Below are 12,629 nucleotides of genomic sequence, written 5' to 3'. Positions count from 1 at the left end.
GTCAAGATACTCGACTACCCAAACGGTGAAATCGCCATCCAATACGGGCATCGAAAACTCGAATTCAAAACCTTCGACAAACTCGAGCACGTTCAACAAACCCAAATCGTCGACAACAAACGCCTCGGCCAAGTTTTAAAATTTGCTCAGCAACAACAAGAAGAATTCGAACAACAACAGCAACGAACCCGCAGTAAGAAAGCCCCCAAGCGCCGTGCACAACAAAGAGCCCTTCAAACAGCGCCTCGAGCCATCAACCCTGTCCTCACCGAACCATTCAAAGCTTCCAGTCGAAAGACCTAACAAGGGGACATTTCTATTTGGGACAAATGAGGACATTTTAAAGTGGGATTGACATGGCTAGTACTTTATTTGGGGTGGCTGTCATCAACGCTAATCCTGCTTAGGCCATTGAAATCACTTTTAATTCTAGTCGGTTTATGTTTGGTTCGCAGCTCGTCGGGAGGGTCCCAACGAGCTGTATCCCGGGGGTAATTCGACTAATTTGAAGGTCTTCACCTCCCTGCCTTTACCCTGCACGTATCATCGTATTTTTGAAGTGATATAAATCTAGGTCATTGCACAAAAAAGCCGAACCCTCTCGATAAAGGTTCAGCTTCCCTTCTCAAGGATATGCTCTCAAAAGGACAGTCCACTACAACTTAAATATGTGTATAGACACGCAACAATTTAATGAGTGTATTTCATAACGGCCACTACCCCTTATGATATGTTCTTTGTCAGTTTAGGAGCTAACCTTGGATCACTATAAAGAATATTTTGTAACCGACTGGAAAACTTGTGGTGTCGTCAAAGCGATTAATCACCAAACAGCTGTTGAAATAACCTATACACGTAAGCGCTATAGATTAATACCGAGCTCAGAACTAAACGAAGATACAGTAATCCATGTAATGTTTGCAGAATATGAAGGTGTCATTGAGCACCTACTTGAACGGTGTACAACTAACGTTGATCGGGTCTTAGTAATGAATTCGAGACCTGAAACTCAACACTTTCAAATTTTTTCCTCTAATTAATTTTGCCTCAGAAAGATTAGCATTACAAAAACATTACTGTGTAAGCCTGACGTTTAGAACAACACCGCCAGAGTTTTTGTGGTGAGTAAAGATATATGCCTGCTCCACTTGCTTCATTCTTGTTTTAGTTATCACAGAACCATCACGAGAAATTGCTACTCTGAATTTACAAACCTTGTCAAAGTCATTCGAAATACGATTTGCGAGGTCATCAAATGCACTAATAAATACTATAAAATTGAGAGCGGTTATCTCTTGTAGCCCTACTCCTAGCATGCTCTCAGCTTCAGCGGCTGTTTCATCGCTGTATCGTGATTTAGCGTTGACAGACATTGCAGCAACGATACGTATCAAACATAGTTTTTTATTAAGTGCCCTCCTCTGACCAAATATGTCACGTTTGAATAATGAGCCAATTGTCTCTCTATTCAAATATGAGATCAGTCGGGGACTACCTTTTAATTTTTGCTATAAGGTCCTCGGGAGTTTAAGGAGACGTGTTGAAACTTTTATCTCCAACTCAGACTAAACCCCAAAAGCGCTATCTCGGCCGACATTTGCTACGGCCTAACCACTTGGTCTGTAGGTATATCCATTCGGTCGAATAGCATTTGAACGGTTCCACCTCATAGTGCTTTTTTTGCTATTTTCTGTATGGGGAGTTTATAGCTTAGTCGCGTTATTGGTTCTGATGAGGGAAATGGAGGAAGCGCAAACGGTACAATTTGAACGTGTCGAACTTGAAGAAGATTCGAATTCGGCTGAATCGAGTATTCAAAGTGCTAGTGGTGTACGTTCTTCTGGGGTTGTTCCTATAGCGAGCGTCTTACCTTTTGACGGCATCTAAAAGCATTCATTTCCGGCATAAACTTTGCTCATAAGAATGGTGCTTCACGCATTGATTTGAGCCTAGAGAATTTCGCTGACGATGGTGTGTACTCTTTGAATGAACGATTCTTAAAAACGTATGACGTAAAGTATGAAGTGTTAGATGCGTGCCGGTTGAAGTTGAATCGCGGCCAGCTGTCTAGCTTAATAAACTTGCAAACCACATACGACCGCAACGGTAGAAACTGTAATAAATCAAGCGAACGTACAACGGTTTTAAATTTGGCAAACCCAAATTTTATAAACTAACGCGAAATACAAATACAATTTGTATTCAATAGATTGCATTTATAAAACCGAGACGACAACGAGGTTTTTGTTAACCACACCGATATAGTATTGATAATCATTTTTATTAAGCACTATTTAGGATTGATAGATGTACAGAAAACAGATAGTTGCAACAGCTTTGAGTATTTTCGCTTTGGCCTACTCACTCCCGACTTCGGCAGCAACATACCTCGAATGTTACAAATGCACACAGAAACAAGTTGAACAGAAAGTTCTAACCTGGGCTTTCAAAAATATTTCGGAGAATGAGGCTATTCGAAATATTACGAAAGACATTCACGTAGTTAATCTATACAACGTTGAGATACAGTCTTTTAAAGCACGAAAGAAAGCAATATTAGGCCCTCCACCACCAAACCCTTATATACCAAGAAAACGTGTGTTCGTTGCTGACTTTAAACGAATCAGTTCACCTTCAAATATCTCATCAAAACTAGAGAATATTAAGCGCGAACGTTCGCAACTCAAAGCTCAGGCTCAAGAACTGGTTATACCTTTAAGTATAATTCGTGACCCATGGGAGTTCGTCAAATGCGCTTACTGTGAAAATGCCGTTCAGAGCTACTTTAACAATTCTTTAAGTGGTCAAATTGCTACACTAGGTGCATCCATTACTAAAGTAGCACAAACACTCAACTTGATTAGTACAGCAATACCAGATCAATACCTTATACGTTTTGAGTCTGGAGGGTATGCCATATTTGGACTTACTGTAGTTGTAGGAGAACCGACGAGATTACTATTCAAGGTAAAAAAAGTAGTAGATATCGATAACAATACAATTCCAATGACGTCTAAAGAACTGCCCGGGCTCAATATACGAATCGCAGACCCAGCTAGAGGAGCCGTTATCAATAACTATATTCAAAGGTTTAATTACGCAGTTCCTACCAATGTGACGGGAGTCGTCACCATAACCGTGGTTGACTGTGTGAATAATGCTTCAAACTGTAGCTAGTAATATTGACTCCCCCTGTGGAACGTCAACTGGACGTTTCACGGGTAATTATTTGGATTCATGTGACTTATCAGATTACGGTGAGCGTGCGGAGCGTGTTGAATGCGCTCGCGCAGCAAGCAAAAGACCACCCCACCATGTTCACCAAATCAACTTGTGGCTCAATATCGCCAAGCCATACAAATACCTTTTATCCTAACAAGAAATCTTTGCTGTTGTTGGTTCGCATCCCCTTAACATATCAATTTAGGTTACAGCTTTGCTTAGGACGTTTCCGAACGAGTAAAGAACGACAAGCGAGGAACGCAACCTCCGTTTGTATCACGGAGGTAAATTCGACAAACTTATTAAAGCTAATTTATCCCATGCCGTAATTTTTTTACGGCAACTTTAAAGCATGCTATAGTTTCTAAAATTTCCAATCTAGGTTCATCAAACATGCTTACCAAATTAGCAGTCAAAAACTTTAGAAACTTCAATGATTGGTTCGAAATAGACCTCAAAACTGATAAAGCCTTCGAATTTAATACTCATGCTGTTGTCAACAACACAATTAAGCACTCCATGATTTATGGCAAAAATGGCCAAGGTAAATCTAATGTCGGATTAGCCCTACTAGATATAACTTGCCACCTTACAGACGCGACAGTAATGACTTCACTAAGAGCAAACTACCGGAATGCTCTTACATCATCACCTATAGCTGAATTCGTGTACGAGTTTTCGATTGATGGTGTTAATGTAGTATACAAATACGGTAAAGAAGCATGTGACGAAGCGATCTATGAAACTCTACTCATTGATGGAAGAAGCGTTATAGAAATCGACCGAAGAATTTCTAATATTGCTAAATATGACTTTGATGGTAACGATAGTTTAAAAAATGATTTCACAGAACGTAAAATTTCAGCAGTCAAATATGTTAGTTCAAACGCCTTGCTAGATAAAAGTAAAATCAATGATACTTTCTTTAAGTTTATGGAGTTTGTTGATGGAATGATATTTTTCAGAACTCTCAATAGAACTAAAGACTATCACGGGCAGCCTGTTGATTCGAAAAGAATATCCCAAACAATAATAGAGCAAGATAAACTAGACGATTTTGAAAAGTTCTTAAATGACTCTGGAGTTGAATGTAAGCTCAAAAAGTCAGGAGCTTCCGGAGAAGAGATCATCGAATTTATGTTTGAAGGCAGAAACATTGAATTCTCGTTAGTTGCTTCTACGGGGACAATGTCTCTTGGTATATTCTACTTTTGGTACTTGAAGTTACTTTCTGGAAAAATTTCATTCGCCTATATTGATGAATTTGATGCTTACTATCACTTTTCTCTGTCAAAGAGGATTGTAGATTTGGTATCGCATCTGGATTGCCAATCAATAATCACAACTCATAATATTAGTTTGATGTCCAATAACGTCCTCAGGCCTGATTGCTATTTCGAACTGCGTAAAGAAAAACTTAAGCCATTGCATAAGCTAGGTATACGTGAGATCAGAAAAGGTCATAACCTAGAAAAAATGTACCGCTCGGGTGCTTTTGATGAGTAGTACTATACTTTTTATCTTTGAAGGGAAAAAAACTGAACCTAATATTGCTAGCAATCTAGCTAAGTTTTTTATTAATGAAGAGTCTAACTCACTGCTAAAAGCTTCTTATGGCTTCAATATATACCAATTATACAAAAAAATTAAAAACGATCCCTATAGAGAAATCTATGACGTAATCATCGAACAAATCAATAAAAAGAAAGATATAACACAAAGCGACCAAGATATATTAGACATTGAAGATTATGAAGAAATCAGTGATATCTACCTATTCTTCGATTACGATTGCCATTGTAGCAACGCCAATGATGCCCATTTACAAGAAATGTTAGAACGTTTCGACAACTCTCAAGACAAAGGACTTTTGTGTGTAAGTTACCCGATGGTAGAGGCGATACGACACCAGATTGATATGCAGCCTAACCAAATCCTACACTCAATTGATAGTGACTCTCTAAGAGGTTACAAGAAATGGGTCAATGCAGAGCAAACTCTTTCGAAAAATTATCACAACTGGGGTAGCTACGACTTAAACACTTGGAGAGAAATTACAAAATCTAACCTTATACGAGGTAATATCCTTGTAAATCAGTCAAGTGTGTTGCCCTCCAATCAGATCGGACAACTTAAAATTTTCTCAGAGCAACTCAACCAACATATACCTTTACAAAAAATCGCTGTCTTATCTTCATTTCCATTTATGCTACACGACTTTTATGGGGAAGGACTTTTTCCTCTTCTTGGTGAGAGATAAAGCACGTTACCTTAGGCTTCACATTAATGGAGCCTAACAAGCTATTGATTTATAAAACTTGCTAGAGCTTTTTCATATTGAAATAATTTTGCAAACACAAATTAGCAGCCTGCTCTTTAGTTAAATGACATTCCAATTATATTACTGATTTTAAATACTACACCTTAAGTCATTGGAATACTTGTAACCAAGCACGTTATACTTTTTGCGATACTATTCCACAGCGTTTGCGCTTCGAGTATTTAGGCTTTACCTGTTCTGAGAACAAAAAAATACCGTTCATCGCATCATGATTATTGACTCTTTTTTGATACGTACCAAGATATTATGAAGGTTGTAAATGATTATTTTTTCAAAAAAATGATTATTTCCTTATCTACTCCATTTTTATTACACACATAATATTTTTTCCCTTTATAAACAATAGTAAGAATTTGTTTTTTATCATGAAAAAATCCCCATCCGTCCCACAACCATGCATTATAATTGCTAAAAAAAGAAAAAGTTAAATCACTGAACCTACACGATCGATAACCCCAGTATGTTCTAATAATAATTTCATTTTTGACAATTTCCAATGAATAAACAGTTCTCTTTAATTGATAGCAATAATTTAATATAACTAACCACGCCAATATTATAAATGGATACATTATGATGGGTATCCCCCTTCCTGAAAAAATAATTATCAGAGGGCTCACTCCTACAAAAAACAGAGCGATTAAATTTATGATATTTCCTCTTTGTGTGATTGAGTTACAATATAAAATCATTATTTTCTCTTTCTATTATTTTTAGAGTCCATCAACCATGCCCCGATAGTTGAAGAAACACAATTAAAACAAGACCGAGGTCTATCATTTCTTTCTAAAGCTAATAGCTGTCTAAAAACATTACCAGCTATGTGCAGTTTATTAATAAAATCTCTGCCTTAGCGATCGTTTACGAAGTTAAAAAACCGAACCCACTTTCAATGAGTTCGGCTTCTTTCTCCTTGATATGACCAAAAAGGAGGACTGGTTAATCCCAGAAAGGTAGTATCCTGCCCAGTCGTAGTAACTTTAACAAGTAATTAGCTCATCATAGAATGTGATACCCACAGCTCTTAGTGGTTTGTATGGTGTTTACTACTCCGGGGTTACGACATTGATTTGCTGGCCTGACGGTAAATGCACCACGACTTCATATAATGACCACTCATCACCACTTTTGTATGCCTTAACGTAGGCTTCCCCCTCAGCCGTAGGGCCTTGTATCGAATACTGTAAAGAAGCTTCCCCCCCATCAGCTGACGTTCGAATATTTCCAAAAGTAAAGAAACCAGTTTCTATTGGCTCACCAAACGCTCTGACAACTTCAATATCATGAGTAATCGCATATAAAGATTGGTCATAAGCTTCCCCCTTCAAGGCACTAAAAAGAAATGAAAAAAGCAACGGGATCAAGAGTAACGAAGCAAAGCCCGCATTACGCCATTTTTTTTGTGTCGATTTAAAATGATCTACATCTCTCCATAGTCGATTTCTCCAAGCCCATTCGTTCCCTTTAAAGCCCAAGACAAATATCATCACTATATTAACGAGCGGTATAAACATCAAAAGAGCAATATACGTACCATTACCAACACCCCAAATCCAATTGAGCAGGAAAGCCCCCCAACTCCAACCCTTGATGTCCGGAGGTATAATTGAGGCTTTACCTAACCCAGAAACATATTCTTCTCTTTCCATTAGTAATATCCTTGATAACTTAAACACCTAACGCTAATTAGACCGCGCAGCAGCCGTTTTTCACTCTCACATCATGCCGTCTTTCACATATCGACTCAATTACTAATCAATACCTTATCAACAATACAAGGAAGTTAGAATACTAAGATATATAAAAGTTCCAAATTGGCGGATTTCACATTAACATGATTTGAATGAGTATTTACTCTGAATCACAATGGGGCAAAATTTAATTACATCTCAGATATTGTACTGGGTGATCACCAAGCAATTCTGTCGTACCTTAATTACCAGGCGACTTTGTCATTTAGTAGGGAAATAGTCAAAATTACCTCTAATAGATAAAAGAACCAGTAAAACTAACATGAGCATCACCTCCAGCACTCACATCGACACCAGCAGCATTTAAGTTTGGCTGTAAGTTACCTAAATTATTTAGGTTACCATGTTTACCTGAAAAAAAATCGGTACTGGAACTTGCTCCAAGCCCGTAAGGGCCAACATTAACTCCCCAATTAGCCTCCGTTCCTAATGATAGGTCTAGGCCGTTTGAGCATTTTTGTCTTGCTTCATCACCATTATCATTAGGATCAAAGCTAAATCCACCTCCGACTCCTACACCTGCGTGTATCTTTCCAAAAGCTTTGCCAGTGTTCGGGTTGAACCCAAAGCTCATGCCCCACCCAACTCCGTCATAAAAACTGAAACCCGCAGACCACCGACCATCCGGGTCAATATACCCTAGTGGATCCCCATTTACATAAGCATAGAGATTAATTCCACCTTGCTCTTGTAATGGGTCACGGGTAAGCCAGCGTCGTTGATAAGGTGAATAGAATCGATAACCAAAATATACTAACCCACTTTTGAAATCACTACGTTTCGTTGAGTAGCCAAAGGGTTGTTGGTTAAAATCTCCGCCTTCTACTTGACCATACGGAGTATATTGATAGCTCTCAACTTCCTGACCAGAAGCATTTAAAACTTTTTGAACATGGCCTAGATGGTTATACGCATAGGTATAGACGTTACTGCCTGTCTTCGTCACCAGTAAGCCACCAACGCCTCCTGGTGCCGACTTATCCCAGGCATATTCTTGAACCACTTGTCCCTGAGCATTGCGCTGCTGAAGTTCTACTAACCCAAGACGAACAAATTGCTTGTCCTCTACCAACATTTTATTTTTGTATAATTGATACTGCGCTAACATGTTATTATGCGCGTAAACAAATTCCTCTCGATAGTGTGTATTATCCCTTGTAAAGCTCAGTCTGGTTAAGCGGTTTTCCGCATCGTACTCTGCTTCAAAGGGAACCCCATCATCTAAGATACCTTTGATAAGGTTACCGTCTTTATCGTACAAAAACGCGTTAGCGTCACCATTCCATTCAGTGATCTGGTTTAATTCATTATACTTAGCACTAGAGGAAGGCTTAGGTAAAAACCATGCTGGCGTTCCTGTTTGTTCTGAGACTTGCCCTGCATCATCAAATCGATATTGATAGTTAGCCAGAACTGCGCCTTTACTCTTGTATGTGATTGAATTCAAGTCACCCGATTCATTAAGCATCGTTTTTTTGTAATGTCATTAGGTAAAATCTGGCTCATAGAGAACGCTAGAGGTGAATAATCATAACGATAAGTAAATCGTTGCCCCAGCGCATCTATCTCGACGACTCTTCCTAAATCATCGTACTGGTATGCAGTATTTAACCTCCCACCGACATATAATTCAGATAGTAAATTAAGTCGGTTATAATGTAGCAGTATGGTGTCATTATCTCTTGGTCCATCTATCTCTGTAAGACGTCCATTTTTTTCATATTTGTATTGTGTATAGCCGATACCGTCTTTAACTTTGCTAAGTTGACCGAGCTCGTTGTAGCTGTATTCAACGCTCGGCGTTTGATCACTATAATCAATCTTATCCAGCTGTTGTTTCTTGTTGAAATGAAAAGTTTTTGTGATGCCTCTGGCATTCGTTATCTGCTTGATCCGACCTTTGCTGTATTTGTACTTTAAAGTACTGCCATCGGAATAAGTCTTCTTACTTAGTGCTCCTGATGTCGTGTACTCAAAAGAAGTTTGGTTTTGATTTTGATCCGTCAATGACGTTATGAGACCACTTTTAGATCGACCAATTTGAATACGCCCTTTGGCTGGGTTAATCACCTCAATAAGTCGTTTCTGCGCATCGTACTGATACTGGTAGTCTCGATTACCTGGCAACGTTTCTTTTTTTAGCATGCGAGGACAACTGCCGAACTGGCGCTGTATTGTCCGGTCGGCTGCACTATTGATCTGCGTTAAAGTATCAATTTTGTTATAGTGGAATCGCGTTTCGTAGTCTGCAGCATCTTTCCTAGAAGTGACTCGCCCAATATCATCATAATTGTATCGGTTGATTATCTCTCCCCCTAAACGCACAGTTGCGATGCGCCCTATCGAATCACGCTCCAGTATAGTTACCACACCATTCGCATCAGTAATCGAAGTTAAGTTACCTTCAGGGTCGTAGCTATACTCAGTGTTTACCCCATTTTTATTCGTATACAGAGTTACTTGATGGTTTTCGTTATAACTATACTGTTCGTCACCAAATGGACTTGTGATTTTAATAACATCAACCCCATTGTCTGCGTATGTATACAGGGTTTCATTACCTAATTTGTCTGTAAACTTTGTCAGTAGACCTTTTGAGTTCCATTCGTACAGCTCCGTTAACCCATCTTCGTCAGTCACTGTTTTTACTTTGTTGTCGGAGTAGTAAGTAAGTTTTGTTTGTGTGCCATCCGGATTTGTAATTTTCGCGATCTTGCCTTGACGACCATTTGGAGCGACGTATTCATATGTCGTCTTTGCTGCATCTTTGCGGTTATTACTCCATTGATTTGAATATGGAACATAGTTGTCTGCATTTATATGCCAGCCACGATTACGAAGACCATTAAAATAGTACTCTTCCTTATTTCCATTCGGGTTCGTTACCGTAATACGGTAATTCTCCCAAGTAGGGGTCCCCGGAGGATTATACTCATCAGTGCCATTGGGAATACCATCTGCAGGTTCAATAAAGAATGATGTCGTTCCTTTGGCATCTGTAATGGATTTGATTAGGCGATCACTATCATAGGTAAGTGTGCTGGTATACCCTTGCATATCGGTAATTGAAATTAGATTTCGCTTATCATCATAAAGAAATTTAGCTTCTCGATTGAATGGGTCTCTTACCGTACTAATAAGCCCTTCAGCATTATATTCAAGTACCGTAAGACGTCCCAAAGCATCTTTAATATGAGTCATCCTTGCAGAATCATCATAATAAAAGGTTACCTTTCTACCAAACGGATCAACATTCTCTAACAAAAAATTTTGCAATGCTTTTGTGCCTTCAGGAACACCATATACCTTTTTACTGCCATCTGACGAAGTTAGAGTATAGAGACCGTTAGACTTAACGAGCGTTGTTCGGAAATAATTATCCGATTGATATACACCCTCTGAATTTTTAACAAAAACGTCCTCCCGACCATCGGGACTAAAAATAGTAACAGCCCCTCCAGGGTCTACAACAAGATAAGTACCGTAGTTAAACATCCACTTAACCCCGAAAGGTTCATTCTGAGCTAAAACACTTTGTGTGTTATAGCTGAGTTGGATGTTTATATCTGGTCCGATGGTATTCTTATACCAGAGCGGTGTATCTTTAATGTACAGGTTCATATTGATCATATTAATTGACCAAATAGGAGCACCTTGAGATGGTTCGCAAGACGGCTCTGGCTCCTCAGGATCTTTACCAGGCTCACCAGGCTCGCCGGGAGGTCTCTGTATACCACAGCAACCTCCATACGTACTTTCCATCTCAGTTTGGCTGAGTAATACTCCAACGCTATCACTAGGGCCATCTGACAAAAGAATTAGATTTCCTTTCCACTCTTTTGCTAGTTGTTCTTTCGTAAAAGTGAAACGGCGATTCATTTGCGGATCGAAGATATTAAACTTGCCATCATTGTAGTTTTCTAAAACCCAATAATGGCCCCGTCCGCCTGTGGTATCTCGATCGATTTAAAGAATGGACGGAGCAAGTACTTTAGTAAGCTCATCAACTGTCGCTTTTACAGCAATGGCTTGGTATCCATATTTTTCAGATAAAGAAACCAAATCAGCAATGCTAAAACCATCATGACTTGGGGCGTATCCCAGAACTTCTTCAGCTGCATCAAGTTGATTATTTTGTTTCAGTAGATAACTTAATGCGCGTGTACCACAATCAAGCAGACTCCCTGCCCCTTCTTCTAACAAAGATAATTTTCTAATCCAAGTTGATGCATAAGTTCTCAAACGCCAGTTTGGTGAGCTTTCTTTTACTTCTCTAAATAGTTTTTTTGCTTCTAATGGGTTATTTTCCATTAGTCTCAATACTGCTAGACGACTTTTAGCTTTCGCTGTCATCATCTGAGCACCAACATAATCTGATGATGCATTTTTCTCGATTACCTCTTGAAATAGTTGGTTTGCCAATGAGTACTGCCCTGTAAATCTAGCATTACAAGCCATATGTAAGGTAGCTTCAGACGTCCAAGCACTACTAGGGTATGTGTTCCTAAAGACATCAAATTGTTGAGTAGCTCCTTGGTAATCATGTTTATTCCAATTTTGAATTGCACGTCCAAAGGCCATACGCTCATTACTGTCGTCATCGTTTAATAGGTCAAACAAACTAAAGCTACTTTTCTCAACTTTATCTTCTACTGGTGCTGTTGGGCTGAGTACACCTCCCAGTTGCCCAGCAGCAGCCAACTCGGCATGAGTTGGAGCTGAACTCAGATCCATCACAACTAAATTTGGTTGCACTTCATTAATTTTGATTTCTTGCTTTTCGCTTCCACAACCGAAAAGAACACCACTTAAAAGCCCAATAGCTACGATACTATTTTTCATTTTAATCACTTCGCTCAATTTAATTTAGAGTGTGCTTATCAGCAATCGAAGATGCATCACTCAGGAAAGCATCAAACTCACCTGTTGCTACATTTTCTACCCATTGACCACGTACTCGACTGAAGTTATAGAACCCAAGCAAGCCTTGCTCACCGGGTAAAGGCGGTGTCAACATGTAGCTCTGAACTTCGGTTTTGGTTAGTGCCCGGGACCACAGTTGTACATCATCGAGGACAGCATCCATATGATCTTGCACACCGCTCTCGCTGTTGAGAGCTCCAATGATTAAGTTACGAGTATTACGACTCTCTCTTGAATAACCTAAAAAATCGTCAAAGACTTCACCATTAACGTATACTGTGTACTTGTCGAATCTGCCGCCTTCTTCGACAACCAGAGCTAGATGCACCCAATCGTTAGCAGCAAATGTAATGTCTTCTTTGGAAATGGCGTTACTTCCACCGCCGGCGTAC

Annotated in this window: 10 protein-coding genes and 1 pseudogene; 5 read left to right on the top strand and 6 right to left on the bottom strand. The window is 39.3% G+C overall.

Annotated features, from left to right (window positions below; genetic code table 11):
• Nucleotides 1–303 (top strand): annotated as a pseudogene (locus HRQ85_RS25735) (ISNCY family transposase); the annotation flags it as partial.
• 770 nt (nucleotides 304–1,073) lie between these two features.
• Here the strand turns inward: HRQ85_RS25735 and HRQ85_RS25730 are convergent.
• Nucleotides 1,074–1,472: a hypothetical protein gene (locus tag HRQ85_RS25730; protein ID WP_172380942.1), complete on the bottom strand. Its 399-nt coding sequence runs from the start codon at nucleotides 1,470–1,472 to the stop codon at nucleotides 1,074–1,076.
• A 208-nt stretch (nucleotides 1,473–1,680) separates the two neighbouring features.
• Between HRQ85_RS25730 and HRQ85_RS25725 the strand changes: the two genes are divergently transcribed.
• The 4 genes from HRQ85_RS25725 to HRQ85_RS25710 all read left to right on the top strand — a co-directional run bounded on the left by HRQ85_RS25725 (nucleotide 1,681) and on the right by HRQ85_RS25710 (nucleotide 5,482).
• Complete coding sequence (locus HRQ85_RS25725; RefSeq protein WP_172380941.1) at nucleotides 1,681–1,887, top strand: hypothetical protein; 207 nt, start codon at nucleotides 1,681–1,683, stop codon at nucleotides 1,885–1,887.
• 420 nt (nucleotides 1,888–2,307) lie between these two features.
• Entirely contained in the window at nucleotides 2,308–3,177 is an 870-nt protein-coding gene (locus tag HRQ85_RS25720; protein WP_172380940.1) for a hypothetical protein, read from the top strand.
• Between the two features lie 438 nt (nucleotides 3,178–3,615).
• Nucleotides 3,616–4,728 carry an AAA family ATPase gene (locus HRQ85_RS25715; protein ID WP_172380939.1) on the top strand — a complete coding sequence of 371 codons (1,113 nt, stop codon included), beginning with the start codon at nucleotides 3,616–3,618 and terminating at the stop codon, nucleotides 4,726–4,728.
• Nucleotides 4,721–5,482, top strand: a complete 762-nt coding sequence (locus tag HRQ85_RS25710) for a hypothetical protein (protein WP_172380938.1) — start codon at nucleotides 4,721–4,723, stop codon at nucleotides 5,480–5,482. The genes HRQ85_RS25715 and HRQ85_RS25710 overlap by 8 nt, the downstream gene beginning before the upstream one ends.
• A gap of 1,127 nt (nucleotides 5,483–6,609) precedes the next feature.
• On the opposite strand, the gene HRQ85_RS25705 is transcribed toward HRQ85_RS25710, so the two are convergent.
• The 5 genes from HRQ85_RS25705 to HRQ85_RS25685 all read right to left on the bottom strand — a co-directional run.
• Complete coding sequence (locus tag HRQ85_RS25705) at nucleotides 6,610–7,212, bottom strand: cytochrome c oxidase assembly factor Coa1 family protein (RefSeq protein WP_172380937.1); 603 nt, start codon at nucleotides 7,210–7,212, stop codon at nucleotides 6,610–6,612.
• Nucleotides 7,213–7,546: 334 nt separating this feature from the next.
• Nucleotides 7,547–8,761, bottom strand: coding sequence for an RHS repeat domain-containing protein (locus tag HRQ85_RS26335; protein WP_253918885.1), 1,215 nt, complete (start codon nucleotides 8,759–8,761; stop codon nucleotides 7,547–7,549).
• Nucleotides 8,758–11,280 (bottom strand): cysteine peptidase family C39 domain-containing protein, encoded by a 2,523-nt coding sequence (locus tag HRQ85_RS25695; RefSeq protein ID WP_301540150.1) that lies wholly within the window; start codon nucleotides 11,278–11,280, stop codon nucleotides 8,758–8,760. Before HRQ85_RS25695 ends, HRQ85_RS26335 begins: the two co-directional genes overlap by 4 nt.
• Nucleotides 11,281–12,156 (bottom strand): hypothetical protein, encoded by an 876-nt coding sequence (locus HRQ85_RS25690; RefSeq protein ID WP_172380935.1) that lies wholly within the window; start codon nucleotides 12,154–12,156, stop codon nucleotides 11,281–11,283. It lies immediately after the preceding gene.
• Nucleotides 12,157–12,175: 19 nt separating this feature from the next.
• A partial coding sequence (locus HRQ85_RS25685) for a LamG-like jellyroll fold domain-containing protein (protein WP_172380934.1) occupies nucleotides 12,176–12,629 on the bottom strand: 454 nt, incomplete at its 5' end.

This window comes from Vibrio sp. Vb339 (genome assembly GCF_902751245.1).
GTDB lineage: Bacteria > Pseudomonadota > Gammaproteobacteria > Enterobacterales > Vibrionaceae > Vibrio > Vibrio coralliirubri.
The sequence above is the reverse complement of the archived record's forward strand: the minus strand, read 5'-3'. Positions and strand labels throughout refer to the sequence as shown.